The sequence below is a fragment of the Nonomuraea sp. NPDC004580 genome (genome assembly GCF_040609855.1).
In the GTDB taxonomy this organism is placed as follows: domain Bacteria; phylum Actinomycetota; class Actinomycetes; order Streptosporangiales; family Streptosporangiaceae; genus Nonomuraea; species Nonomuraea salmonea.
In genome coordinates, this window is sequence record NZ_JBEXLH010000004.1 from 139,193 (window position 1) to 162,736 (window position 23,544).

26 protein-coding genes are annotated in these 23,544 nt (G+C 70.4%); 12 read left to right on the top strand and 14 right to left on the bottom strand.

Annotated features, from left to right (window positions below):
• Positions 1-210: 210 nt before the first annotated feature.
• Positions 211-1,587, top strand: coding sequence for a hypothetical protein (locus ABZW11_RS07765; RefSeq protein WP_355413810.1), 1,377 nt, complete (start codon positions 211-213; stop codon positions 1,585-1,587).
• Between the two features lie 286 nt (positions 1,588-1,873).
• On the opposite strand, the gene ABZW11_RS07770 is transcribed toward ABZW11_RS07765, so the two are convergent.
• Both ABZW11_RS07770 and ABZW11_RS07775 read right to left on the bottom strand, forming a co-directional pair.
• Positions 1,874-2,077, bottom strand: coding sequence for a hypothetical protein (locus ABZW11_RS07770; RefSeq protein ID WP_355413812.1), 204 nt, complete (start codon positions 2,075-2,077; stop codon positions 1,874-1,876).
• A gap of 81 nt (positions 2,078-2,158) precedes the next feature.
• Positions 2,159-2,791, bottom strand: coding sequence for an NAD(P)H-binding protein (locus ABZW11_RS07775; protein ID WP_355413814.1), 633 nt, complete (start codon positions 2,789-2,791; stop codon positions 2,159-2,161).
• 105 nt (positions 2,792-2,896) lie between these two features.
• Here ABZW11_RS07775 and ABZW11_RS07780 point away from each other — a divergent pair, with 105 nt between their 5' ends.
• The 3 genes from ABZW11_RS07780 (at position 2,897) to ABZW11_RS07790 (ending at position 5,339) form a co-directional block, all read left to right on the top strand.
• Positions 2,897-3,271, top strand: a complete 375-nt coding sequence (locus ABZW11_RS07780; RefSeq protein WP_355413816.1) for a helix-turn-helix domain-containing protein — start codon at positions 2,897-2,899, stop codon at positions 3,269-3,271.
• 321 nt (positions 3,272-3,592) lie between these two features.
• Positions 3,593-4,144 (top strand): helix-turn-helix domain-containing protein, encoded by a 552-nt coding sequence (locus tag ABZW11_RS07785; RefSeq protein ID WP_355413818.1) that lies wholly within the window; start codon positions 3,593-3,595, stop codon positions 4,142-4,144.
• A 1-nt stretch (position 4,145) separates the two neighbouring features.
• Positions 4,146-5,339, top strand: coding sequence for an FAD-dependent oxidoreductase (locus tag ABZW11_RS07790; RefSeq protein ID WP_355413820.1), 1,194 nt, complete (start codon positions 4,146-4,148; stop codon positions 5,337-5,339).
• Positions 5,340-5,646: 307 nt separating this feature from the next.
• Here the strand turns inward: ABZW11_RS07790 and ABZW11_RS07795 are convergent, their stop codons facing one another.
• Positions 5,647-6,330 (bottom strand): DNA alkylation repair protein, encoded by a 684-nt coding sequence (locus ABZW11_RS07795; RefSeq protein ID WP_355413822.1) that lies wholly within the window; start codon positions 6,328-6,330, stop codon positions 5,647-5,649.
• Positions 6,323-7,453: a dihydrofolate reductase family protein gene (locus tag ABZW11_RS07800; RefSeq protein WP_355413824.1), complete on the bottom strand. Its 1,131-nt coding sequence runs from the start codon at positions 7,451-7,453 to the stop codon at positions 6,323-6,325. The genes ABZW11_RS07795 and ABZW11_RS07800 overlap by 8 nt, the downstream gene beginning before the upstream one ends.
• A gap of 60 nt (positions 7,454-7,513) precedes the next feature.
• On the opposite strand from ABZW11_RS07800, the gene ABZW11_RS07805 reads away from it, so the two are divergent.
• Complete coding sequence (locus ABZW11_RS07805; RefSeq protein ID WP_355413826.1) at positions 7,514-8,011, top strand: helix-turn-helix domain-containing protein; 498 nt, start codon at positions 7,514-7,516, stop codon at positions 8,009-8,011.
• Positions 8,012-8,218: 207 nt separating this feature from the next.
• Here the strand turns inward: ABZW11_RS07805 and ABZW11_RS07810 are convergent, their stop codons facing one another.
• Entirely contained in the window at positions 8,219-9,022 is an 804-nt protein-coding gene (locus ABZW11_RS07810) for a helix-turn-helix transcriptional regulator (protein WP_355414058.1), read from the bottom strand.
• A 229-nt stretch (positions 9,023-9,251) separates the two neighbouring features.
• On the opposite strand from ABZW11_RS07810, the gene ABZW11_RS07815 reads away from it, so the two are divergent.
• Positions 9,252-10,211 carry an aldo/keto reductase gene (locus ABZW11_RS07815; RefSeq protein WP_355413828.1) on the top strand — a complete coding sequence of 320 codons (960 nt, stop codon included), beginning with the start codon at positions 9,252-9,254 and terminating at the stop codon, positions 10,209-10,211.
• Positions 10,212-10,247: 36 nt separating this feature from the next.
• On the opposite strand, the gene ABZW11_RS07820 is transcribed toward ABZW11_RS07815, so the two are convergent.
• On the bottom strand, positions 10,248-10,778 hold the full coding sequence (locus ABZW11_RS07820) for a GNAT family N-acetyltransferase (protein ID WP_355413830.1): 531 nt from the start codon (positions 10,776-10,778) through the stop codon (positions 10,248-10,250).
• Position 10,779: 1 nt separating this feature from the next.
• Positions 10,780-11,973, bottom strand: coding sequence for an MFS transporter (locus ABZW11_RS07825; RefSeq protein WP_355413832.1), 1,194 nt, complete (start codon positions 11,971-11,973; stop codon positions 10,780-10,782).
• Between the two features lie 90 nt (positions 11,974-12,063).
• On the opposite strand from ABZW11_RS07825, the gene ABZW11_RS07830 reads away from it, so the two are divergent.
• Positions 12,064-12,540, top strand: a complete 477-nt coding sequence (locus tag ABZW11_RS07830; RefSeq protein ID WP_355413834.1) for an Rrf2 family transcriptional regulator — start codon at positions 12,064-12,066, stop codon at positions 12,538-12,540.
• A gap of 91 nt (positions 12,541-12,631) precedes the next feature.
• On the opposite strand, the gene ABZW11_RS07835 is transcribed toward ABZW11_RS07830, so the two are convergent.
• Positions 12,632-14,020 carry an MFS transporter gene (locus ABZW11_RS07835; RefSeq protein ID WP_355413836.1) on the bottom strand — a complete coding sequence of 463 codons (1,389 nt, stop codon included), beginning with the start codon at positions 14,018-14,020 and terminating at the stop codon, positions 12,632-12,634.
• 66 nt (positions 14,021-14,086) lie between these two features.
• Here ABZW11_RS07835 and ABZW11_RS07840 point away from each other — a divergent pair, with 66 nt between their 5' ends.
• Both ABZW11_RS07840 and ABZW11_RS07845 read left to right on the top strand, forming a co-directional pair.
• On the top strand, positions 14,087-15,052 hold the full coding sequence (locus ABZW11_RS07840; RefSeq protein WP_355413838.1) for a WYL domain-containing protein: 966 nt from the start codon (positions 14,087-14,089) through the stop codon (positions 15,050-15,052).
• Between the two features lie 36 nt (positions 15,053-15,088).
• Complete coding sequence (locus ABZW11_RS07845; protein ID WP_355413840.1) at positions 15,089-15,502, top strand: PPOX class F420-dependent oxidoreductase; 414 nt, start codon at positions 15,089-15,091, stop codon at positions 15,500-15,502.
• A gap of 1 nt (position 15,503) precedes the next feature.
• On the opposite strand, the gene ABZW11_RS07850 is transcribed toward ABZW11_RS07845, so the two are convergent.
• The 3 genes from ABZW11_RS07850 to ABZW11_RS07860 all read right to left on the bottom strand — a co-directional run bounded on the left by ABZW11_RS07850 (position 15,504) and on the right by ABZW11_RS07860 (position 17,584).
• Positions 15,504-15,878 carry a hypothetical protein gene (locus ABZW11_RS07850; RefSeq protein ID WP_355413842.1) on the bottom strand — a complete coding sequence of 125 codons (375 nt, stop codon included), beginning with the start codon at positions 15,876-15,878 and terminating at the stop codon, positions 15,504-15,506.
• A gap of 27 nt (positions 15,879-15,905) precedes the next feature.
• Entirely contained in the window at positions 15,906-16,601 is a 696-nt protein-coding gene (locus ABZW11_RS07855; RefSeq protein ID WP_355413844.1) for a hypothetical protein, read from the bottom strand.
• Between the two features lie 71 nt (positions 16,602-16,672).
• Positions 16,673-17,584: a hypothetical protein gene (locus ABZW11_RS07860; RefSeq protein ID WP_355413846.1), complete on the bottom strand. Its 912-nt coding sequence runs from the start codon at positions 17,582-17,584 to the stop codon at positions 16,673-16,675.
• A 233-nt stretch (positions 17,585-17,817) separates the two neighbouring features.
• Here ABZW11_RS07860 and ABZW11_RS07865 point away from each other — a divergent pair, with 233 nt between their 5' ends.
• The 3 genes from ABZW11_RS07865 to ABZW11_RS07875 all read left to right on the top strand — a co-directional run bounded on the left by ABZW11_RS07865 (position 17,818) and on the right by ABZW11_RS07875 (position 20,106).
• On the top strand, positions 17,818-18,219 hold the full coding sequence (locus ABZW11_RS07865) for a hypothetical protein (RefSeq protein ID WP_355413848.1): 402 nt from the start codon (positions 17,818-17,820) through the stop codon (positions 18,217-18,219).
• Positions 18,220-18,295: 76 nt separating this feature from the next.
• On the top strand, positions 18,296-19,444 hold the full coding sequence (locus ABZW11_RS07870) for a histidine kinase (RefSeq protein WP_355413850.1): 1,149 nt from the start codon (positions 18,296-18,298) through the stop codon (positions 19,442-19,444).
• A complete protein-coding gene (locus ABZW11_RS07875; RefSeq protein WP_355413852.1) occupies positions 19,441-20,106 on the top strand; it encodes a response regulator transcription factor in 666 nt (221 codons plus the stop codon). Before ABZW11_RS07870 ends, ABZW11_RS07875 begins: the two co-directional genes overlap by 4 nt.
• Before the next feature lie 62 nt (positions 20,107-20,168).
• Here ABZW11_RS07875 and ABZW11_RS07880 read toward each other — a convergent pair whose 3' ends face one another.
• The 3 genes from ABZW11_RS07880 to ABZW11_RS07890 all read right to left on the bottom strand — a co-directional run bounded on the left by ABZW11_RS07880 (position 20,169) and on the right by ABZW11_RS07890 (position 23,522).
• Positions 20,169-20,603, bottom strand: coding sequence for a hypothetical protein (locus tag ABZW11_RS07880; RefSeq protein ID WP_355413854.1), 435 nt, complete (start codon positions 20,601-20,603; stop codon positions 20,169-20,171).
• A gap of 110 nt (positions 20,604-20,713) precedes the next feature.
• Entirely contained in the window at positions 20,714-22,234 is a 1,521-nt protein-coding gene (locus ABZW11_RS07885; protein WP_355413856.1) for a glycoside hydrolase family 76 protein, read from the bottom strand.
• Positions 22,235-22,244: 10 nt separating this feature from the next.
• Entirely contained in the window at positions 22,245-23,522 is a 1,278-nt protein-coding gene (locus ABZW11_RS07890; RefSeq protein ID WP_355413858.1) for an ABC transporter substrate-binding protein, read from the bottom strand.
• Positions 23,523-23,544: the final 22 nt, after the last annotated feature.

The window sequence follows — 23,544 nt, forward strand, 5'->3', positions numbered from 1 at the left end:
ACTTCGCCTCCGCCGTCTCTCGTTGGGGGACAGAGACATCAAGCTCGTGTGAACCGTAGCAGGAAGCTCACCCAGAGCTACTTGCGGGAATTCTGCCTTCTCGCAAGTAGCTTGAGGGCTCCCTGCGCACAACAGATCTTTATTTCTGATTTTTATTTTCTGGAAAATCGAAAATGGTACGCTGATTCGGTGACTGCGGAGACCAGTGTCGTGACGCCTTGTAAGCACTGTGGATCGCCGATCGAGCAGCGGCGGGGGAGAGGGCGGCCGAAGGCGTACTGTCCAGAGAAGGACTGTCAGGCGGCGGCCAAGCGGGAGCGGGAGCTGCGGCGGGCGACCCCAGGGCTTGAGGGGGCGCTGGCCAGGGCCGAGCAGCTGTACGACCGGATGGAAAGCGGGCTGACGGCGGCCATCGAACCGCTGGCCAAGGCGCTGGCCGAGGAGCTCAGCCCCGCCGGGGTCGAGGCCAAGCTGAGTGCGGTGCAGGCCGAGGCGCATACCCGGGTGGCGATCGCGCGTACGGAACGTGAGCAGGCGTTCGAACAGGTACGCCTGGCACGTGAGGCGGCCGAGCACGCCCGTCGGCAGACGGCGGAGATGCGGCAGCGGCTGGAGGAGGCTGAGAGCGAGCGGGAGACCGCGCTGGGTGACGCCGAGCGGGCCCGGGAGCAGGCGCTCGCGGCGTTGCGGGAGGCGGCCAGCACCGAACGGCAGGCGCTGCAGACGGCCGAGGAGGCCAAGCGGCGGGCTGAGCTGGCCGAGCGGCGCGCCGCTGAGGCGGTCCGTGAGGCGGAGCTGAACGCGCTGGCCAGGGACCAGGCCGTCCAGGAACTCGCCGAACGCGTCGAGCTGGCCAACCGCCAGATCGCCGAGGTGCAGGCCCAGGCCGCCGAGGCCGTGGAGCGCGCCCGAACCGAGGTCGAGCAGGCCGAGGAACGCGCTCGGGCGGAAATCGCGCAAGCCCAGGAGGCAGCCCGGGCCGAGATCGAGCGAGCTCGTGAGGAGGCTCAGGCCGAGGTCCTGCGGGCGCGGCAGGAGGCGGACGCGCAGGTCGCGCGGGTGAAGGACGAGGCGCGGGCGGAGGTCGTACGCGCGAAGGAGGATGTGGCGTCGGCGCGTGAGGAGCGGGATCGGGCGCGGAACGAGGCGGCGGCGGCCGTACGGGAGCGGGAGCAGGCCGAGCGGGAGGCCGCCGGCGCCAAGGCGCGGGAGGAGGTGGCGGTGCAGGAGCGTGAACGGGCGGCCGAGCGCGCCGTCACCGCGGAACGTGCCGCTGCCGAGGCCGAGCGGGACCGGGCGGTGGCGCTGAAGGACGCCGCCCGAGCCACAGCCGAAGCCGAGCAGCTGGCCGAGCGGCTGGCGGCGTCGGAGGAGGAAGGCGCCGCGGCGTTGACGCGCGAGCGCAAGCTGACGTCGCGGGAGCGGTCGCGCGCGGACACGGCGGTCAAGGAGCGCGACCGAGCGCAGGCGGAGCTGCGGCTGGAGCGGGTACGGCTGGAGGATTTGCGCGCGGAGCTGGAGACGGTACGGGGCGAGGCCGCGCAACTGCGCGAACGAGCGGTGGCGGCGGAACTGCGGTCGTCATAGACGGGTGCCCGGGTCGGACACGAGGTCCGCTCCTGGGGACGCCGGGCACGAGAGCGGCCAGGCCGGCCCACGTGCGGTTACGCAGGCCGACTTCGATGCGATGTGGCCGCCTCTGTCGCGTGCGGCCATGCGGGCCGGCTCCGTGCCGAGCAGGCCGGCTCCGTCGCGCGGGGTTGGTGCAGGCCGGCCTCGATCAGGAGCGGCCGGCTTTGCAGCGCGGAGTTGATGCAGGCCTACCACGATGCCGAGCGGCTGCGGCACCGGGCCTGTGTCCTGACCACGAGCATCACGTCTTCGGAGGGATCGGCATGCAGGGGTGGCTGCCGTTCAGCCACTCGCGGTCGATCTCCTTGCCGGTCATCCAGCCGGCGATGTCGGCGCGATCCAGAGCCGGGCCGAGCGGCCGAGCGAGGCCGAGCTGGGCGTGGAGGACGGCATGCGGCCAGATTGCTTCGCGGAAGGGGCTGTTTCCTGACGTGGCCTGACTCATCGCGTGTTCGCTCGACGTGGTGGGTCCGTCCGGGTGCCGCCACCGCTGAGTCGTTGGTCGGTCGCCGAGTCGCCCGTGGGATCAGTTGGTAAAGGCAACCTGGGTGCGGTGGTGCTTGGGGGTGTCGATTTCGTCGAGCAGGGCGATGGCGAAGTCGGCGTAGGAGATGAGGCCGGTGCCCGCAGGGCCACCCGTCCGGTAGTGGCCGACTCGTGGACCGTCGTGGTCGAAATTTCCGGTGGGGCTGGCGTACACCCAATCGAGGCTGCCTGCGGTGGAGCGCAGAACCTGCAGTCCCGCGGCATGGCCCTCGGAGAACGGCCGATACTCGGGCGGGAATTCGTCCGTGTCCATGAGCCGCACCCCTGGTTCGGTCTCCAGGAGGGTGCCGAGACCGACCACCAGCAACCGGCCGACTCCGGCACGGGACAATCCGTCCAGCAAGGCCGTGGCCGCGCCGACATAGAAGCTGTCGGGCGACGCTTCGACGTCATAGACGGCGCTGATCGCAGCATGGTGGCCGACGGCGACCGCGGCGACGCTGTCCACGTCCGTGACATCACCCGCCACGATCGCCACCTCATCGGCAGCCAGGTCGCCGTACTTGGCCGGATCACGGACCACCGCGGTGACCTGGTGGCCGCGCATGCGAGCCTCGGCGACCGCCGCGCGGCCGGCCCTGCCACCGGCACCGAAAACAACGATCTTGCTCATCTGGATACTCCGTTCTGCCCGGCGGGCAAGGTCACCCGCCGCTGCTCCGAAACGGTATCCATGAGGTACTTGTTACTTCAACGGTACTGACTTAGCGTCAGGATAGTGACTGTGCCACTCGACCCTGAGATGTTCGACCCAGCCTGCCCATCCAGCGTCATGCCGATCCGAATCGGTGAGAAATGGTCAGCGATGGTCCTCATCTGCCTTGAGCACGGCCCTCGCCGGTTCACTGAAATCCGCACCCCGCTCCGCGGGATCACGCCGAAGGTGCTCACCGAAACACTGCGCGCGCTCGAACGCGACGGGCTGATCACCCGCACCGCCTACCTGGAGATCCCACCCCGGGTCGAGTACGAGCTGACACCGCTGGGCCGCACGCTGCTCGAACCGATCGCGGCCTGCCGCGTCTGGGCACAGAACCATCTTCCCCAACTGCTCAAGGCACGTGAAGCCTACGACCACCGGATCTCCCGCTGATGGTCGAAGCGCGTCCTGGTCCGCTCGGTGTGCCTCCTCACGCAACAGATTCACGATGCCGAGCTGCTCGGCCACGAAGGTGACGACCGAGGCCTGCGCGTCGGAATCCTCCAGGAAGGCCCCGGCCCACCGAACGTCGGCGAGCTAGACGACCACGGTGGCTCCGTGCCCGTTCACGTCCCTGGCCCTCGAGCATGTGGCTGATCCTGGCCCGAGGCCGCGCCCGAGAGGGTGACCCCGCGAACGCGCGAGCGCCCGGTGTCGTGGGACAGGACGACTCGCGTGATATGTTGAATAAACGTTTACTCAATGAGGTGGGTAGTGGCCAGGACTCGAAGCGAGCAGGCGGCATGGCGCCGGGAGCAACTGCTGGACGCGGCCTTGCGGGTGTTCGCCGACAAGGGTGTGGACGGGGCCACGGTCAAGGATGTGGCCCAGGCCGCCGAGGTGACACCGGGCCTGCTGTATCGCTACTTCGACAGCAAGGAGGCGCTGGTGGAGACGCTGCTGTCCGAGCGGGGCTTCCTGCCACGGCTGCGGGAGCTGCGGGTACACCATGACACCCGGCCGGCTGTCGTGGTGCTGGCCGAGCTGCTGGAGGCGTTCGATCGGCTGCTGGCCGACAACGCCGAGCTGATGGCCGTGTTCTTCAGCTCCGCCCAGGCCCGCGCGCCGCTGGCGGCGCTGGCCGGTGAGGGCCAGCGGCTCATCGGCGACTTCCTTCTCGAACGTATCGATGCCGGCGAGCTACGCCCGCACGACACCGTCACGGCCGCCAGAACCCTGTTCGCCACCGTCGCCGTCAACCGGCGGCTGGGCACCCCCGTCAACGTTGCGGCCCTGGTCGGGCTGCTTTTTCCGGAAAAAGGATGAGATGCGCGCACAGTGTTGTGTCGTCGGGGGCGGCCCCGCGGGCATGATGGCCGGGCTGCTGCTGGCCCGTCAGGGCGTGGAGGTGATCGTGCTGGAGAAGCACGCGGACTTCCTGCGTGACTTCCGCGGCGACACCGTCCATCCCTCCACCCTGGAACTGATCGCCGAGCTGGGCTGGATCGAGGAGTTCCTGAACCTGCCGCACACCAAGATGCCGCAGGTGTCGGTCAACATGGGCGGCCGGGGCGTCACCTTCGCCGACTTCAGCCGGTTAAAGGTGCGCTGCCCCTACATCGCGTTCATGCCGCAGTGGGACGTGCTGGACTTTCTGGCCGGCAAGGCCACCGCGTATCCGTCCTTCCGGCTGCTGCGCCGTACCCGGGCCACGGAACTGCTCACCGACCAGGGGCGGGTGACCGGCGTCCTGGCCGACACCGAGGACGGCCCCGTGGAGGTGCGGGCCGACCTGGTGATCGGGGCCGACGGCCGCCACTCCACCGTACGAGCCAGCGCCGGCCTCACCCCCGTCAGCTCCTCGCCCCCCATGGACGTGCTGTGGTTCCACCTGCCCCGCCGCCCACAGGACCGAGTGCCCTTCTTCCAGGGCGGCAAGGGGGCACTGATCTCCATCGACCGTGGCGACTACTGGCAGATGGCCTACGCGATCCCGGCGGACGCCTTCGGGGAGCTCAGGGCCGCGGGGCTGCCCGCGTTCCAGGAGCGGGTGGCGCACCTGGCGCCCGCCCTGCGCGACCGGGTGGAACACCTCCAAGGCTGGGAGGCGGTGCACCACCTGAGCGTCCGGGTGGACCGGCTGACACGCTGGCACCGGCCAGGACTGCTGTGCATCGGTGACGCCGCCCACGCCATGTCGCCCGCGGGCGGCGTGGGCATCAACCTGGCCGTGCAGGACGCGGTGGCCACCGCCAACCTGCTGGGCCCGCTTCTCGGCCGGGGCGGCGAACCACAAGACGCCGACCTGGCCCGGGTGCAAGCACGAAGAGAACGCGCTGCGAGGATCACCCAGGCCTTCCAGCTCGGCATCCTGCGCGACCTCTATCCCAAAGACCTGGGCGACGACACCACCCAGCACGCGCCCCCGATCTTCACAGCGTTCCGAACGCTGCCGCCGCTGCGCCACGTCCTGGGACGTTTCATCGGCATGGGCGTCCGTCCGGAGCACATCGCCACGTAGCCGACACCATCCTCTTCCGCGTCTTCACGTGCACAAGGGGAGACGGACCAGGTACCGGCTCCGTGCTGGGCACCACCGCCGTTGAGGAACCAGCGGACAGCCGTTATCGAAGAGACTCATCTTGCTAGGGCGGGCCGGAGACCGCCGCCACGACATCACCCGCAAGACCAAGGAGCGGGCTGGAGGCCGCCCGCGAACGCGGCCGGGTCGGGGACGGCACCCCGTCGTCGACGACGACAAACGCGCCGCCATCCTCGCCCGCCGCGCACGCGGAGAATCCATCCGCACCATCGCCGCCGGCGTCGTCTCATGCGCCGGAGCGTGGTGACGCGGCTCGGCTGTCGCGCATCAGTCGCCGGGTCGTGCTGCTGAGCCGCTCGCCGTTGCGTGCAAGGAAATCCCGGGTCGTCTCGGGCGAGGCACGATGCAGCTCGCGAAGCGCTGTCCCGACGGACGTCTGTACGAAGTGCTCCGGATCCTCGAGCAGCATGTCGATGAGGCGGATGGGGGTGTCGAGGTCACCCGCACGGATGAGCTGGAAGGCGGCGGTGATCGCTGTGCGCCTCTCCCATACGGAGGCGGACCCGGCGAGCGTGAACAGCGGCGCATGATCCCGGCCGATCAGATAGGTCCCGATGACGCGCGGGGCTGCCCGGTCCACGAGATCCCAGCTGTCGATGTACTGGTGCTCCGCGAGGTACAGGTCGAACAACGCCCGGCGCTCGTCGTCGGAGAGCCGCTTGGCCCTCGCCCGGAAGTCGAGGATGCTGACTGCCACCAGTCGCGCCTCGTACCAGTCGCTCCGCAACAGTGTGCGTACGTCGGCCAATGGGACTCTCATCGACTGCTTCGCAAGATCGAACACTGCCCGCATTCGCACGCCGATCACCTGCTCTGAGGGGATCCGTTTCGCCGTCTTCGCCTTGTCGGCCGGATCCGCGAGCGCCTTGAGGCAGGCGACGATCTCCGCCGACGAGGTCGGGTCAGGCATCCGGGAATCCACCCTGATCAAGGGGCTGCACCAGCAATGTCGTCCAGTTGTCCGGCTGAGGCCATGTCGCGGGGTTCGGTTCGGTCAGGAAGTCGCACCACTCATACACCTCCCAGGGCGGGCCGACGCGGACCAATCCCGCGGTGTCCGCAGCCGAGACCGCGGCATAGGCCTCGCCGAGCGTGGCATGGTTGCCGTAATGGGTGTGTACGAGCGCCGGCCCGCCTGGCAGCGTCCCCGCGGAGAGCGGATCCGACCTTTCCTCGAGGTCTCCGGGCTCATCGAGGGGAAGGCCGACCTCGACGTCCATCGTCGTGTCCGTCTCGTGGTGGCACCGCATGTAGGGATGCTCGGGCGAGGTCCTCCCGTCAGCCTTGAGTGCGGCCCAGATCGCCGCGAGAGCCCTGCCCTGAAACTCGGTGAGCCGTTCGATCGGCACGGTCTCCCGCATGCGGAGAACCCGGCGCTCCGGGAGGTTCTCGATGACGGTTGTCCCTTCCGCTTCCTCGCCGGTGGCCACACCGCGACCAGCGGCCGGCACGCGATCAAGGACGAGGATCGCGGCACCGGACCCGGTCCGGGTCTGCTGCACGATCTCCCATGACGATCGGAGGGCAGCGGAGGAATCGAACAACTGCTCGCCGCCGGCACCGACGATCTCGGGGGAGAGAGTGAGCTCGAGGCGATCCACGAGGTCGGCTGCGAGCAGTTGTCGGATGATCGACGCGCTGCTGAGCACCCGGATGTCTCCGCCCGGCTCCTGCTTGAGCTCGGAGACCAGATCCGCCGGATCGGCGTCGACGATCCTCGCGTTGCTCCAATCCGCCGCCGAGAGGGACGTGGAGAACACGATCTTCTCGACCGAGTTCAGCCACTTCGCGAACGCGCGGTCGCGCGGGTCGGCATCCGCCATCGTCGCGACGTGCGGCCACCAGCCGGCGAACCCCTGGTAGTTCACCCTCCCCAGCAATGCCGTGGTCGCCTGCGTCATGCCGACGAGCCTCTCCCGCGCTTCGTCGCTGACGCCGTGAGGCGCGATCGCCGACATGTCTCCGGCTCCCGCCGGCCCTGTCGTTCGCCCATCGATCGTCATGACCACGTTGGCGATGACTCTGCGGCTCATTCCCACTCCTCAAGTGGTAAAGGAAACGTACTAGCCGTAGAGTAGACGATAGTAGTACCAATGCGCTACTACCAGTCGGAGGTGGGCATGATCAACACGCCCCGATCGAAGTGCCCGATCAACCGCGGCGTCGAACTGCTCGGCGATCCGTGGAGCCTGATCATCCTTCGCGATATCGCATTCTGCGACTACCGCACCTTCCGCGAACTGCTCACCCGATCCGGAGAAGGCATCACCCCTCCGACGCTCTCCAAGCGACTCGCGGACCTCGTCCAGACCGGCATGCTCACCAAGGAGCACGTACCCCGAGGAAAACAAGGCCGCTACTCGCTCACCGAACGGGGCATCGGCGTCATCCCCCTCCTGTTCGAACTCGCCGCCGTCGGTTCCATGCTCGACCCCACCACCGAGAGCACCGTCCCGCAGTACGCCGGTCTCTACGGTCACCCCGATCTCATCGCCGCGTTCCAGCAGGACCTCCGCGACAGGCATCTCGGCACGACCGCCCGCGAGGAGGACGAGGGCAAGGGCGCGCCGGCACCGGGACAGGGCAGCTGACCGGAAGGCTCTGGCCGAGGCGGAGGCCCAGCGCGAGCAGTGGCTCGCCGCTGGGCCTCGGACTGATGCTGCCGGTCAGCGTGGCTGGTCCGCCGTGCAGACGATCCAGCGTCCTTGCGCGGTGGGCTGGATCTCCAGCCTCATGATCTCCAGCCTCATGGGGGTGAACAGCGACACCCGTGCCCGTTCCGGACGCGGCGACGTTCGTCAGAGCTGGACGCCGACGACCTCCATGAGGCGCAGGCGTTCGGCGGTTTCGCTGCCCTCCGCCACGCTGAAGGCCATGATCCGCAGGTCGGCGCCGAGCGCCGCGAGGATGTCGCAGTCGAGGGTGAGTTCGCCGACGCCGGCGTGACGGACCGTCTTGGTCAGGGGTTCGTGCACGCCTACCACGCCGGAGTCCCACAGCGCCGTGAAGTCGCCGCTTCGGGTACGGAGCTCGTCGATCAGTGCGGCCAGTCCGGCGTCCTTCGGGTAGCGGGCCGACGCCGCTCTCAGGTCGGAGACGAAGGCGGCGCGGTGGCCTGTCTCTCTGCTCACGGCCTGCGGGTAGCCGGCAGGCGGTTCCACGAAGGACCACCACACCGCGTTCCTCGCGAAGCCGCGTGCCGCGGGCGGGTCGCCGAACAGCAGTGCCCACAACCGGTTCCATGTGATGAGGTTCCATGCGGCGTCGTACACGCTCAGCGGGGTGCCGGTCAGCCGGTCCAGCAGGCGCTGGACACCGGCCGGCACATGGTCGGAGATCTGCCCGGGGCCCGGCACCGCCTGACCGGCGAGTACGAAGAGGTGCTCACGCTCCGCCGCCGTCAGCCGCAACGCCCGAGCCAGCGCGGACAGTACCTGGGGAGACGGATTCGTCGCCCTGCCCTGTTCGAGCCGCACGATGTAGTCGACGGACAAGCCGGTGAGCTGGGCGAGCTCCTCACGCCGCAGGCCCGGCGCGTGCCGGCCTCCCTCGTCCGGCAGGCCGACCTCAGCCGGTTTCGTACGATCCCGCCAGGCGTGCAGGGCCCTGCCATCCGGTCATTTCCCCAGTATCGGGCAACCGCCGGCGTCCCGTCGTGGTACTCCCGGTCCACCGGTTGGGGCGGGTACTGGTTGATGTCCGCGCGTCCGCGGAAGGTGGACGTGCCGGCCGGCGGGGACCACTCGCCGCCGGGACCCAAGGAGCACGTTCACGAAGTATCGCAACCTCGGCCGGACCGGGATCAAGGTCAGCCCTTACGCGCTTGGCACGTTGATGTTCGCCAGCCTGATGGGCAATGATCCGGACGAGTCGGTCCGGATCATCCACAAGGCGATGGATGCCGGGATCAACCTCATCGACACCGCCGACCGCTATGGCGACTCCGAGGACATCGTCGGAAGAGCTTTGAAGGGCCGCCGTGACGAGGTGGTCCTGGCCACCAAGGTCGGCATGCCCATGGGCGAAAGCCCCAACCAGCAGGGCGCCTCCCGCCGCTGGATCACCACCGCCGTCGAGAACTCCTTGCGCCGGCTCGGCACCGACTACATCGACATCTATCAGCTCCAGCGGCCCGACCCGGACACCGACCTGGAGGAGACCCTTTCCGTGCTGACCGACCTCGTCAGGGCGGGCAAGGTGCGCGTGATCGGTACCTCGACGGCGTCCGCCTCGATGATCGTCCAGGCGCAGTGGACCGCAGAACGCGCCGGGCTGCAGCGGTTCCGCACCGAGCAGCCGCCGTACTCGATCCTGAACCGCGGCATCGAGCGGGAGGTCCTGCCGCTGGCGCAGGAGTACGGCATGGGCGTCATGGTGTGGGGCCCGTTCGGCCAGGGCCTGCTGACCGGCCGGGTGCGCAAGGGCGGTGCGAACGACCTCAAACGCGTCCAGTTCTCCCGCCACCTGTCGGACGAGCGCCGCATCGACGTCGTCGAACAGCTCATCCCGCTCGCCGAGGAGGCCGGCCTGCCCATGACGCACCTGGCCATGGCGTTCGCCATCGCGCACCCGGGTGTCACCGCCGCGCTCCTCGGCCCGCGCACCATGGAGCACCTCGACGACCTTCTGGCAGGGGCCGACGTCGAGCTGTCCGACGACCTCCTCGACCGGATCGACAAGATCGTCCCGCCGGGCACCGATGTCACCGCGCTCGACCAGGAGTACAAGCCCCCGGCGTTGCTCGACCCCGCTCTCCGGCGTCGTCCCGCCGGGCTCCGGTCGGCAGCCTGAGCCTAGGCCCCGGCGTAAGGCACGGCGTGAGCGCGTTCACGGCGAACGCAGGAACACCACGATGGTCGCCCTCGGCCCGGTCAGGCGGCGCCAGCCGAGCCGTTCGTAGAGCCTGATCGCGGCGGTCGCGTGCGGGGCGGTCAGCAGCCAGCAAGGGTCGGTACGGCGGCACAGGAGGTCGAGGATTCCTCCCGCGAGGCCCTGTCCGCGGGCGTGCGGGTGCACTGCCAGTTCGTCCACCTCCACCGCTCCGACCAGCAGTGTTTCCACCGCGTCCCCGAGTTCGGCGCGGACGAGGTCGTAGGCGCGGCCCGTGGGGAAGGGCCTGGGTGTGCGCCATGCCGTACCGAGACCAACGGGTTCGCCGTCGCCGCACGCCAGCACCGCCGCGAATCCGGGGCGTCGCGCGTCTGCGGTCAGGCGTGCGGCGAAGGCGTCGGCGGCGCGCTGGTCCTCGTGCCAGGGCGGGCCGCTGAACGCGGCCCGGTAGACGTTCGCCAGGTGGGAGGTGCGGGCCAGGGCCTCCTGGCCGGTGAGACGTTCGAGGGTCACGCGGTCGGCCTGCATGTCAGCGTTCCACGGTGCTGCGCAGGCGGGCTATGGGCACGAGCATGAGCAGGCCGAGCACGCCCAGCACGCTGAAGGCGAGGGTGAAGTCGCCCGTGGCGTCGCGCAGTGCGCCCACCAGGAGGGGGGCCAGCGCGGCGCAGCCGTAGCCGACGAAGAACGCCATCGCGCTGATCCGCCCGGCCTCGCCGGGGTCGCGGCCGGCCAGCACGGGCAGGGTCAGCACCAGCGTGAACAGCCCGCCGTGCCCTACGCCGAGCGCCGCGATCCACACCCACGTGGCTGTGCCCGGCGCGTACGCCAGCCCCAGGAAGCCGGCGGCGGTCAGCGTCATCGTGAGCGCCAGACCCGCCCATGGGCCGCGGCGCTCTCCCAGCAGCGCCGGTACGGCCAGCATCGCCACGACCTGAATGGAGATCATCACGGTCAGCATGCCTCCGGCGGATGCCGCGTCGCGACCGGCGTCGTCGTGCAGCAGCGGCGTCACCCAGGCCAGCTCGCAGTAGTACAGGGCGGAGTTGACGGCCGACAACAGGGTGATGTGCCAGGCCACGCCGCTGCGCCAGGGCATCTGCCGGGTCACGGGCCCGGCGGGGGCCGTGACGTCGTCCAGGCCCAGGGAGCCCTTGGCGGCGGACCACAGCGCGATGCCCGCCAGCGCGAGCACCGCCCACGACGCGAGCGCTCCGGGCCAGGAGCCGAGGGCGTCGGCCAGCGGCGCGCTCACTCCGGCCGCCACCGCGCCGCCCAGGCCGAGCCCGGCGGTGTAGAGGCCGGTGACCAGCCCGGCACGGGCGGCGAAGCGCGTCTTGACCACGGCGGGGAGCAGGGTTTGGGCGATGGCGATCCCCGCTCCGACGATGGCCGCACTGCTCAGTTGAAGCCAGGTGGACTCGCCGAGCAGGCGCGCCGCCGTGGCGAGGGCGATGATCACAAGCCCGGCGAGCACGCCGGACTGCAGGCCGTACCGGCGGCCCGCGTAGGCGGCCAGCGGCGCGCACACTCCCATGGCCAGCGTCGGGACGGTGGTCAGCAGCGACACCCCGGTCGCCGACAGCTCCAGATCGGCGCGGATCTGGCCGACGAGCGGCGAGACGGCCGCGATGGCCGGTCGCAGGTTCGCCGCCGCGACGAACAACGCTAAGGCCGCCACTCCCAGGGAGGTGCGGCTGGATTGCCGTGCTGTCTGCGTCATGAACACTCCACCCCTTCTTCTCGGATGTTTTCTATCCGAGTTCATATCACAACCCGGACATCTGTTGTCCGGGATGGGTAGGGTGGGGGTATGAAGATGTCGAGCGGGGTGGAGTGGGCGTTGCACAGCTGCGTCACGCTCAGCCAGAGCCACGAACCGGTGCCGGCGGCACGACTGGCCGAACTCCACGGCACGCCGCCGGCGTACACCGCCAAGCACCTGCAGGCGCTGTCGCGGGCCGGGATCGTCCGCTCCACCATGGGCCAGGTCGGCGGCTACACCCTCACCAGGCCCGCCGCGGAGATCAGCGCCCTGGAGGTGGTGCGGGCCATCGACGGGGACGAGCCCGCGTACCGATGCGCCGAGATCAGGCAGCGCGGCCCGCTCGGCATCCCCGCCGAACGGTGCTCACGACCGTGTGCGATCGCCCGCGCCATGGCCGCCGCCCAGGACGCCTGGTCACGCGCACTGGCCGAGATCTCCATCGCCGACCTGGCCGCCGGCATCGACGCCGACAGCGACGGCACCGCCATGTCCGACGTACGCCGCTGGCTGACCAGGAGCTGAAGCCGGCACGCCCCGAGCTGCCGCGACGCCCCACGGCTGCACGCCCTGATCGAGCGCATTCGGGCGACCGACCAGCCGGGGGCACCGGCCTCTAAGCGGTCTTCGGGAGCGCCAGCATCACCACGGCCGTGATCAGGTAGAGCGCGGCCGAGGCGAGCAGGACGACGGCGAGGGCGTGGCTGAAGCCGGCCGGGCCGGCGGCCGCGGTGAAGAAGACCGTGCCGAGGACGGCGATGCCGGCGGCGCCGCCGAGCTGGGTGACGGTGGACAGGACGCCGCCCGCCGTGCCCGCGTCGCGGCCTGGGACGCCGGCCAGGACCACGTTGACGAGGATCGGTGCGGCGAGCCCGAGCCCGAGACCGCCGACGAACAGGGCCAGGGCGAGCAGCCAGTAGCCGGGATCGCTCCCGTCCCTGACGACGTACCACAGGACGAGGTGCGAGGCCGCGATCGTGAGCGAGCCGGCGACCAGCAGCGTTCTGCCGGCCCTGGCGGCCAGCGCGACGCCGAGGCCGGAGGTGACCATCGAGCCCAACGCGTATGGCAGGATCACCAGGCCGGCCTCCAGGGCGGTGCGGCCGGTGCCGTTCTGCAGGTAGACCGAGAGGGTCAGGAAGTACGGCCCGATGCCGCCGAAGAACAGCACGGAAGCGGCCAGGCCGACGGTGAAGGCGCGGATGCGCAGCAGGGCGGGGTCGAAGACGGGCTCGGCGCCGCGGGCGGTGAGGCGGCGCTCGTACGCGAGGAAGATCGCGAGCACGACGACCCCGGCCGCAAGGAGCGCGTAGGAGCCCCAGTCCCACGTCTCGGACTGGATGATCGGCAGCAGCAGGAGCAGGATGCCCGCGGCGGCCAGGAGCGCGCCCACCAGGTCGAGCCGCGCGGTCGAGGCGGAGCGGGACTCGGGCAGCACCTTCGCGCCGACGACGAGGGCCACGACGGAGACGGGCACGTTGATCCAGAAGATCGTCCGCCAGCCCAGCCCGAACAGGTCGGCCTCGACGAGCAGCCCGCCGAGCAGCGGCCCCGCGACCGAGGCGAGACCCTGGACGGCCCCGTACGCGCCGAACGCCTTGGCCCGCTCCTCCGGAGGGAACGAGGCCCGGCTGATCCCGAACACCTGCGGCACCATGATGCCGCCGGTGAGCCCCTGTGCGGCCCGCATGCCGATGAGCATCGCGGGGCCGGCGGCCAGCGCGCACAGCGCCGAGGTGACCATGAACCCGGCCAGGCCGATGAGGAACAGCCGCTTGCGGCCGTACTGGTCGCCGAGCCGGCCGCCGGTGATCAGGCCCGCGCCGAGGGCGAGGGTGTAGGCGGCGATCGTCCATTGGATCTGGGCGTCGCCGGCGCCGAGGTCCCGCGAGATGGCCGGGGCGGCGACGGTGACGATCGTCGCGTCGAGCAGGTCCATGAACGACCCGAACAGCACCACGAGCAGTGCCGCCAGGGGTACGGACGAAGTCCGATGAGCAGTCATGACCCGGAACCATGGCGGACATAGTTGCCGCCGAGTGGCCGCTACTGGGGAGAGAATCGGAGAACGATGGCTGCCACCTCCGCGCGTACGCTCAAACTGCTGTCCATCTTCGGGATCGGCGCGACCCTGACCGCCGAGCAGCTCGCCACCCGGCTCGGCACGTCGGTGCGGACCGTGCGCCGCGACATCGACACGCTCAGGGAGCTCGGGTACGAGATCGAGGCCGTGCGCGGCGCGGGCGGCGGTTACCGGCTCGGCCCCGACGCGCGGCTGCCGCCGGTCGTCTTCGACGAGGAGCAGGCCGTCGCCACGGCGGTCGCGCTGCAGACCGTCCCCGCGGTGCTGTCCGGCATCAGGGAGAACGCGGCCCGCGCGCTCGCCACGCTGCACCAGGCGATGCCCGCGCGCAGCCGCCTGCACGCCGAGGCGTTCACCGTCTCATCCGCCCGTAATTACTGGGAGTTCCCGGCTCCGCCGATCGACGCCGAGACCGTCCGCGCGGTGGGCAGCGCGATCAACCGGCGGCACCTCGTACGCGTCGATTACACCGGCGACGGCGAGCGGCCCGTCACGCTCACGCTCGAACCCCACGACCTCGTGGTGTGGGCGGCACGCTGGTATCTGGTCGCCTTCGACCTGCAAGGCAGCCGCTGGCGGGCCATGCGCATGGACCGCATCCACGCGCACGCTCCCACGCACACCCCCTTCGACCGGCGCGACATCCCGCACGGCGATCCGGTCGCCTTCGTCATGACCGCGCCCGACCGGGGAGACGCCCTCGCCGACTGGCCGTGCCGGGGCTCGGCCACCCTCGCGCTGCCCGCCGCCACCGTCGCCCGCTACGCTCCCGGCGGGTCGATCGTCACCTCCGTCACGGAGACCACCTGCCGCCTCACGCTGGGCGCCTGGTCCTGGCCTGGCATCGCCGGTCTGCTGCTCACCTTCGACGCCGACCTCACCGAGGTCGAGCCGACCGAACTCCGCCAGGCCCTGCGCTCCTTGCGCGCCAGGATCGTCAGAGGGCTCGGCTAGCCTGGCGTGATCCTGCACAGTCCGAGGGGAGAGGTCGTGTCGTTCACCGAGGAAGAGATCGCTTTCCTGCAGTCGCAGCCGCTCGCCCGGCTCGCCACCGTCTCGGCCGATGGTCAGCCGGACGTGGTTCCGGTGGCCTTCGAGTTCGACGGGAGCCTGTTCTGGGTGGGAGGTTCGGGGGAGTCCGTCCTGCACACCCGCAAGTTCCGCAACGTCGGCCAGGGTCGTACGAAGGTCTCCCTCGTCGTGGACGACATGGTGTCCTTCAACCCGTTCGTGGCCCGGGGCGTCCGCGTCTACGGGGAGGCGGACGGGCCGGTGGAGCGGGTGGGCATGGTCGGCCCCGGCCATTACCTGCGCATCACCCCGACGATCTCGTGGAGCTGGAACATGGCGGGCGAGCCGGTCGGCGAGACCTGGTACGAGGCCCGCCGGGCCGTCCATCGCTAGGTCAGGTGCCGGGTGAAGAAGCGGATGGAGCTGTCGATCTCGAAGGCCGGCACCCGGAAGTGACCGCCGGGGTTGGCGTGCAGGTTTTCTCGGCGGAGCCGAGCGCCTCGAACAACCTCATGACCGAAGCGCGCGGATTGCCTTCGTCGTCCCACTGCAGCAGGAACTCGACCGGGATCGTGATCCGCGCCGCGGTGTCGATGAGCCAGTCGCTGCCGATGAGGCCGAGGACGGCGGCGGTGATGCGGGGCTCGGGCCGGTCGCCGGTGCCTGGGGCGTCGATCGCGGCGACCGCGAAGCCGCAGGTGGTGACGTAGGGGAAGGCGCGGGAGACGACCTCCACCCCGTCTTGTGCTGCCCGCCGCCGTGCCCACATCGGCATTCCGCCCGGGCGGCGAGTGAGTTATCCCGCGAGGCTGATCAGGGTGGCGCCGGCGAGGATGACGGCGGCCAGGGGGTACGTCCACCACTTGGGCGCCGGCCCCCGGGCGAGCACCTTGACGCCGAGCGGGATGAGCGCGACGCACAGTCCGGCCGCGGCGATGATCGACGTCACGCCGGTGCCCTTGAGCACCCCGACCGGCATGGCCGCCATCAGCGCCAGGGCCACCGACTGCACCCGTCCGAGCGCGCCCGAGCGCCACGTGCCGGCGGCGAGGACGACCCAGCCTGCCATCGTGGCCAGGTTGATCGTCTGGAAGAGGTGGAAGGAGCCGTACTGCTCGCTGATCGCCTGCTGGGCCGTCCGCAGACCTTGGACGTCCACCAGCTGGAAGGCCAGATGGGAGACGCCGGCGTGGAAGGCGCGGGCGAACAGCCCCGCCAGGGTGAGGGCGAGGCCCCACTGGGCGAGCAGCGGGTGGGTGGCGGCGATCCGCCTGACCAGGCCCAGGACGGCGGCCGCCAGCAGCACGACTCCGGCGGCGAAGCAGCTGTAGGCGGCCGTCAGCTGGGCGGGGCTGCCGGCGAAGGCGGCGAGCTGCTCGGGGAAGAAGGCGTCGTACCCGAGTTTCAGCAGCACCCCGCCCATCACCAGCGCAGGCCCCGCGACCAAGCCGACGCCTTCGATCCATCTGCCGGGAAAACCCTCGTTCGTCATGGTGAAGAGCCAACCGGCACAGGCCGGCGTGCGCACGGGCGGACGGGCGAGGACCGAGGGTGGTCCTGGCACTAAGAGCCCTTCTCCGTCCACCGTTCGTAGGTCTCGTCGCCGGGGAGCACCCACGTCGCCACGTTCGGCCGCTTGACCTTCTTCAGTGGCTTCACCGCGCCCGTCTTGCGCGAGACCTGGTAGATCGCCACGCCCGTCGCGGTCTTCGACCGTACGAGCAGCCGGTCGGAGCGGTCGAAGTCGACGTCGTCGATGTACTGGCCGCGCGGCAGCTTCACGTTCACCACCGCGCCGGCGCGGCCGGTGCGCAGGTTCAGCAGGCGCAGCTGCCGGTACTTGTCGTACTTGCCGACCAGGACGGCCGCGGTGGTGTGGTCGCCCGCGAGCGCGCTCGGCGACAGCCGTGTCTTGAGCCGCAGGCGGGAGCGCAGCGCCCGGTCGAACACGACCACCCGCTCGCCGCTCAGCAGCAGCCGCTTGCCGTCCGGGCTGAACCCGAGCAGGGCCCACGCGTCCGTCTTCTCCGGCGGCCCCATGGCCTTGCGCGTGCGCAGGTCCGTGAAGTCGCTCAAGCCGGGCCCCGAGGTCTGCATGATCACATAGCTCCCGTCAGGGGCCACGACCGGCCATTCCTCGCCGATCGCGTACGCCGTGATGCTCTTGGCGACCACCCGCTCCTTGCCGTGGACGGTCCGCTCCACGAACAGGCCGTCCTTCTTGCGGTAGTAGAACAGGTGCCGCCCGTCGCCGCTGACGAGGAACGGCGCCCGCGCACCCGCGTTGACCGCGTCCTTGGGCGCCACGGTCAGCGCCTGCGGCACCTTCACCACCTTGCCGCTGGTCAGCACCACTTCCCAGCCCTTCGTGCGCTGCGCGTAGGCGATGGTGGCCGGCGCCTCGGCGAGTGCGGGCTGGGCGGTCGCCGCGAGGGCGGTGACGGTGAGTGCCGTGAGTAACCTACGAGATTTCATGATCTATCGGATGCTGCCGGTACGCGAAAAGTTGCGGCCCGGCCACGCTCTGGGGCGGCCTCGCCGGCGCGACGCTCGTGTCCGCCTCCGCCGTCGCGAACTACTCCGATCGGAGTAGCGCGTACGGCGAACGGAGCACGGCCAAGTGACGATCAACGGACGACGCGCTCCCACCGCCGCCCGGCCTAGCGTTGCTCGTCGAGTTGATCGGCCAAGAACCCGGAGGAACCAGCATGAACAGGAAAATGACCACCGCCATCGCCGGGCTGAGCCTGACGGCGGGTCTCCTGGCAGTGGCCGGCGCACCGGCCGGTGCCCAGGTGGGCGTGACCGCCGCGCCGAAGCCGCCGAAGGGCGCGCGGGCCGTGGTCCAGGTCAGCCCCAACCCCACCACCGAGCGCGGCCAGGAGGTGACGATCACCGGTCACTGCGGCGGCGGCAAGGGGCTCAAGGGCGTGCTCGCCGGGCTCGACAGGAAGAACCCGGTGCTGCGGAACATCCGCATCGTCAAGGACGACCCGAAGGGGTTCGTGGCCAAGGCGAGGCTCGACTCCAAGATCGGCAACGGGGTCGGTCCCGTGTTCGTCGACTGCGGCGGCGAGGCGGGCGTGACCCTGCTCGTCACCCACGTCTGATCCGGGACTGGTAGACACGTCCGGAGCCGGCCGACGCCGGCCGGCTCACCCGTCACCTTCGAGAATGAGCCCCCACATGGCCGAGCCGCCACCGCGCCGCGAACCCGCGCCCATCCGGCACCTCGCCGGCATCACCGACACCACGCTCGCCGTCCTCACCCTGGTCTTCTTCGTCGCCGTGGCCCTGGCCACCGGGGTGCGCAACCCCTGGGACGGCACGATCCCGCTCGGCCTGTTCCTCGGAGGGCTCCTCCTGGTCAGGCGCCGATGGCCGATGACCGTGCTGCTGCTGTCGGTCGCCGGCATCTTCGCCTATCACCTCACCGGACACTGGCCGCCTGCCGGGTGGATCTGGCCGGCCGCGGTCGCGTACTTCACCGCCGCCACCACGCCCCGCGTCCGCTGGGCGGCCACCGTCGGCGTGGCCCAGCTGGCGTACTCGGCGTTCGACGCGCGCAGCATCATCGACCGGAACCTGACCCGTTACGTCATCCACGTCGCGGGCGAAGGAGCGCTGCTGGCGCTGCTCATCGCCGCGGGTCTCACCTACGCCGCCGCGCTGCGCTGGCGCGAGCGGCTGCGCGAGACCGACCGCCGCGCGCACGCCGCCGAGGAACGGCTGCGCGTCTCGCACGAGGTCCACGACGTCATCGCGCACACGCTGGCCGTCGTCGGCGTGCAGCTCAACGTCGCCGCCGACGTCCTGGAGGAGGATCCGGAGGAGGCCGCCGCCGCACTGCGCGTGGCCAAGGACGTCAGGAACCGGGCGATGGCCGACCTGCGCTCCCTCATCACGGTCCTGCGCGACGGCCCGGAGGGCACCGCGCCCCAGGCGGACCTGCCCTCCCTGGACCTGCTCATCGCCGACGCCCGCGCGGGCGGGCTCGACGTACGCGTCGACGAGGACGGAGACCGTACGGACGTCCCCGCCGTGACCGCCATCGCTGTGCACCGCATCGTGCAGGAGTCGCTCGCCAACACCCTCAAGCACGCGGAGGCCGGCTCGGCCACGGTGACGATCGGCTACCGGCCGCACGTGATCACCGTCGAGGTCGTCGACGACGGCCACGGCGTCCCGGACGGCGCCGAGATCGCCGAAGGCCACGGCCTGTCCGGCATGCGCGAGCGGGTGAGCGCGCTCGGGGGCGCGCTCACCGCCGGGCCCGTCCCCGGGGGCGGCTTCGCCGTACGGGCGGAGCTTCCTGTGGCAGGCTCGACGGCATGACGATCACGGTGCTGCTCGCCGACGACCAGGCCCTCGTACGGGCCGGCTTCCGCAGCCTGCTGGCCCGTACGAAGGACATCACGGTCGTCGGCGAGGCCCAGGACGGCGAGGAGACCGTACGCCTGGCCGCGCGCACCCGCCCCGACGTGATCCTCATGGACATCCGCATGCCGGGCGCCGACGGCATCACCGCCACCCGCCGCATCGTCACCGACCCGGCCACGTCGAGCTGCCGCGTCATCATCCTCACCACGTTCGACACCGACGAGCACGTCTTCGCCGCCCTGCGCGCCGGGGCCAGCGGTTTCCTCACCAAAGAGGTCGAGCCCGCCGACCTGCGCCGCGCGGTGGCGGCCGTCGCCGGGGGAGACGCCCTGCTGTCGCCGGGCGTGACGCGGCGCGTCATCGAGCAGTTCGCCCACCGGCAGGTCCCGGCGCCCGGCGCGGACCGGCGGCTGACCGCTCTGACCTCGCGGGAGCTGGAGGCGGTCAGGCTCGTGGCGCTCGGCCTGTCCAACGGCGAGATCGCCGAACGCCTCGTCATCAGCCCGCTCACCGCCAAGACCCACATCACCAGGGCCATCGCCAAGCTGAACGTCCGCGACCGGGTCCAGCTGGTCATCCTCGCCTACGAGAGCGGCCTGGTGCGTCCCGGCACGTGACCGGCGGCGTCGCAGCGTGCGGCCCGGCCCCGTCCGCAGCCACGGGACCGGGAGCTCAAGGATCAGGGGTAGAGCGTGAAGGTCTTGGTGTTGTTGCAGACGATCGTGCCCGGCAGGCAGCGCTTGGCCCTGATGGTGATGCGGTCGAGGTTGGTGCGGCTGGTGGAGAAGCTGAAGTCCTTCGTGCCCTTCTTCCGCCCGGCCTCCTTGTAGCCGCCGTCGATCTCGTCGCCGTTCTTCTTCTTGAAGGAGACCTCGACCACGGCCGTCCAGACGTCGCTCTTGGTGTCCCGCACGGTGCCGCTCGCCTTGCCGAAGCCGTTGGTGCAGAGCTCCAGCCGGTAGCTGACGTTGCCGTCCTTGGTGCTGATCTTGCCCGACGCGATGCGGCATCCGGCCGAGGCGGCTGAGGCGGTCGTCGCGGGCGCCATGACGCTGAGGGCGGCGGCGACCCCGATGACCGTGACGAGCGCCTTCGGGGCGGAGATCTTCGGCATGAGTGATCCTTTGCCAGTCGATGGGAAAGTGCGGTGCTCCGCAGCGCGGAACAACGCCTGAAAGGCTAAAGATCGCCGGTATGCGCGGAGTATGTCCGCCAAGCCGCAGGTCAGCACCCCCGCAGAGCGCACGAGGCCGGGCCGGAGAGGTCGAGCCGGTCGAGGTTGAGGAAGTTCGAGCCCATTTCGAGCCGGATCGTGTTGTATCCCCGGGCGAGGGTGACGCCGTCCAGCACGGCCGTGCTCCACGTGCCCCAGCCGCCGGTGGAGGGGAACGGCTGGCCGGCGGCGACCTGAGCGCCGTTCACGAGCACGCGGCGGGTGGCGTCGCCCGCGCCCGCGGCGTACCGGAAGGTCAGCCTGTGCGCCCCGGCGGAGGCGACGTTCACGTGGAAGGTGAGCGTCTGTCCTGAGCTGTTCCAGCCGGCCAGGTAGCCGCGGCCGCTGTAGCCGGGCCGGCTGCTCTCGCCGCCGATGCCGACCGGCACCGCGTTCTCGGCCTCGTAGACGCCGTTCTCCGGCTGGAGCCCGGCGTTGCCGTCCGGCTCGACGATCTGCAGTGTGCTGACGGCGGCGGCCGCGGTCAGGCTCTGCAGGAAGGTGGCCGGCGCCGGCGCCGACCAGTCAGGCCCAACCAGGTCGTCCGACCTGCGGCGGTGCTGCCACGCCTGGGTGGCGTTGCGCTGCAGGAACGGCAGGTAACGGCGCTGGCCGTGCTCCTTGACGAGCGTGTTGAGCCCGCGGATCAGCCGCGCCTTGAACCCGCCGCCGTCGTTGACGCCCTCCTGCATCACCGTGCCGCCGTTGGTGAGGTAGGTGGTGACCCAGTCGGCCGCCGCGCTGGCGTCGGCCAGGTAGGACGCGGCGCCGGTCGCCTTGTGCAGCGCGGCGGCGGCGCTGATGTAGGTGCCGAAGTTGTAGCTGAAGTCCCATTTGACGAGGGTGCCGGAGCCCTCCAGGTGGTCGTACACGTGGCCGTTCTCCTGGAGGTTGGCCTTGATCCAGGCGAACAGGCCGCGCGCCCGCTCCAGGTAGCTCGCCTCGCCGGTGGCGGCGTAGAGCTTGGTGGCGGTGAGCGCGGCGGGGGCGTTGGTGGCGACGTTCTTCTGGTCGCGCACGCTCCTGCGCCACCAGATGCCGGCGCCGTACGTCGAGTCGTGGAAGGCCCAGATGCGGTCGAACAGCTCGCGCGACCGGTTCAGATACCTGGCGTCGCGGGTGATCTCGTACGCCCGCGCGCTCGCCAGCGCCCACCAGCCGAGATCGTCGTTGAAGTCGTTCTCCCACTCCGGATAGGCGGCGACGAACCCGGCGTAGACGTCGTCGATCATGCGGCGGTACTCGGCGCTGCGGGTCCGCTCGTAGGCGTCCATCACCAGCTCCCACAGCTGCGCCTCCCACCAGAAGTCGGTGTAGAGGCCGTTCTCCGGCCCGTGCGCGTGCTCGTGGATGCGGCGGTCGCTGTTGGTGTAGAAGTACTTCTTCGCCGGGTCCCAGAAGGTCGCGACGAAGGCCCGCATGGCGGCGTCGGCGTCCGCGGGGACGTGCCGGACGGCGGCTTGAGCAGGCAGGACGGGTTGGACGAGAGCTGCCGACAACAGGACACAGGCAGCCGCGAGGCGTGGTCTCACCGGCGCTTCCCTAGTTGAGGTTGTTGTCCTTCAGGACCCGGTCGCCCTGCTGCTGTGCCTGGGCGAGGGCCTGTTGTGCGCTGACCTTGCCCTCCATGAAGAGCTGGAGGTTCGGGATGACCGCCTCCTCCTCCATCGGCGGGTAGCCGGCGCAGGCGGGACGGATCTTGGCGTACTGCAGCGTGTCGACGATGGGCTTCCAGAACGGGTCGCCGGAGAAGAACGGATCCTGCGCGGCCTCGACGTTGCCGGGGATGTTCAGGCTGGTCTTGGCCCACAACATGGCGTTGTCCTTCTCGGCCGTCCACCACTTGACGAACTCCCAGGCCGCGTCCTGCTGCTTGCCGGCGCGCGGGATCACCAGGCCGAAGCCGCCCATGAGGCTCGCCTGGTCGCCCTGCGGCCCGCTCGGCGGCGGCACGATGCCGAAGTCGAGGTCCTTGCCGTACTTCTTGTACGTGGTGATGTTCCACGGCCCGGTCAGGATCATGGAGACCTTGCCGGTGGCGAAGGCGTCGGTGCCCTCGCCGAGCCCCTTCTCGAAGCCGCTCTGGTAGACGCCCGCCTTGACCATCCGGCTCCACAGGTCGAGCGTCCGCAGGCCCTGCGGGCCGTTGAAGGCGGTGCGCGAGCAGTCGTCGGTGACCATCTGGCCGCCGGCCTGGCGCAGGTACATGCTGAACAGGCCGGCGTCGTCCATGGACAGCCCGGCCCGTACGAGCTTGCCCTCCTCGCGCCTGGTCAGCTTGACCGCGGCCTTCTCCAGCTCGTCCCAGGTGCGCGGCGGTTCGATGCCGGCCTCCTTGAGGTGGGCCTTGTTGTAGAACAGCGCGCGGGCGTCGACCGTGAGCGGCAGGCCGTACAGCTTGCCGTCGTGCGTGAGCTCGCGCACGGCCTCGCCGTAGAAGCGCTCCTTGGGGATGCCGTCCTTCTTGAGCAGGTCGTCGAGCGGGAGCAGCACGTTCTTGGGGGCGTAGCTCGCGGTGCGCCAGCGGTCCCAGAACATCACGTCGGGGGCCTGGCCCGAGGTGGAGGCGGTGAGGAACTTGGTGAGGATGTCCTCCTGGACGACGTACTCGACCTGGATCTTGGGGTGGGTCTTGTTGAAGGCCGCGGTCATTGTCCTGAACTGCTGCTCGCCTTCCCCCGACCAGTCGCCCCAGAACTTCAGCTTGATGACCCCGTCCGCTGAGGAGGAGGTGGTGCCGGAGGAGGCGCAGCCGGTGGTGATCACCGTCGCGACGGCGAGGGCGGCGGCCGCCAGCCGCCTGGTCAGGGTCGCGTGCATCGGCGGCTCATTCCTTTCGTGA

Bases quoted from the DNA above. Each gene is read 5' to 3' on its own strand.
- ABZW11_RS07830 (WP_355413834.1), top strand. From the start codon at position 12,064: ATGAAGATGTCGAGCGGGGTGGAGTGGGCGTTGCACAGCTGCGTCACG.
- ABZW11_RS07860 (WP_355413846.1), bottom strand. From the start codon at position 17,584: ATGAAATCTCGTAGGTTACTCACGGCACTCACCGTCACCGCCCTCGCG.
- ABZW11_RS07820 (WP_355413830.1), bottom strand. From the start codon at position 10,778: ATGCAGGCCGACCGCGTGACCCTCGAACGTCTCACCGGCCAGGAGGCC.
- ABZW11_RS07825 (WP_355413832.1), bottom strand. From the start codon at position 11,973: ATGACGCAGACAGCACGGCAATCCAGCCGCACCTCCCTGGGAGTGGCG.
- ABZW11_RS07840 (WP_355413838.1), top strand. From the start codon at position 14,087: ATGGCTGCCACCTCCGCGCGTACGCTCAAACTGCTGTCCATCTTCGGG.
- ABZW11_RS07795 (WP_355413822.1), bottom strand. From the start codon at position 6,330: ATGCCTGACCCGACCTCGTCGGCGGAGATCGTCGCCTGCCTCAAGGCG.
- ABZW11_RS07835 (WP_355413836.1), bottom strand. From the start codon at position 14,020: ATGACTGCTCATCGGACTTCGTCCGTACCCCTGGCGGCACTGCTCGTG.
- ABZW11_RS07880 (WP_355413854.1), bottom strand. From the start codon at position 20,603: ATGCCGAAGATCTCCGCCCCGAAGGCGCTCGTCACGGTCATCGGGGTC.
- ABZW11_RS07805 (WP_355413826.1), top strand. From the start codon at position 7,514: ATGCGCTACTACCAGTCGGAGGTGGGCATGATCAACACGCCCCGATCG.
- ABZW11_RS07800 (WP_355413824.1), bottom strand. From the start codon at position 7,453: ATGAGCCGCAGAGTCATCGCCAACGTGGTCATGACGATCGATGGGCGA.
- ABZW11_RS07870 (WP_355413850.1), top strand. From the start codon at position 18,296: ATGGCCGAGCCGCCACCGCGCCGCGAACCCGCGCCCATCCGGCACCTC.
- ABZW11_RS07775 (WP_355413814.1), bottom strand. From the start codon at position 2,791: ATGAGCAAGATCGTTGTTTTCGGTGCCGGTGGCAGGGCCGGCCGCGCG.
- ABZW11_RS07865 (WP_355413848.1), top strand. From the start codon at position 17,818: ATGAACAGGAAAATGACCACCGCCATCGCCGGGCTGAGCCTGACGGCG.
- ABZW11_RS07875 (WP_355413852.1), top strand. From the start codon at position 19,441: ATGACGATCACGGTGCTGCTCGCCGACGACCAGGCCCTCGTACGGGCC.
- ABZW11_RS07770 (WP_355413812.1), bottom strand. From the start codon at position 2,077: ATGAGTCAGGCCACGTCAGGAAACAGCCCCTTCCGCGAAGCAATCTGG.
- ABZW11_RS07850 (WP_355413842.1), bottom strand. From the start codon at position 15,878: ATGTGGGCACGGCGGCGGGCAGCACAAGACGGGGTGGAGGTCGTCTCC.
- ABZW11_RS07890 (WP_355413858.1), bottom strand. From the start codon at position 23,522: ATGCACGCGACCCTGACCAGGCGGCTGGCGGCCGCCGCCCTCGCCGTC.
- ABZW11_RS07855 (WP_355413844.1), bottom strand. From the start codon at position 16,601: ATGACGAACGAGGGTTTTCCCGGCAGATGGATCGAAGGCGTCGGCTTG.
- ABZW11_RS07790 (WP_355413820.1), top strand. From the start codon at position 4,146: ATGCGCGCACAGTGTTGTGTCGTCGGGGGCGGCCCCGCGGGCATGATG.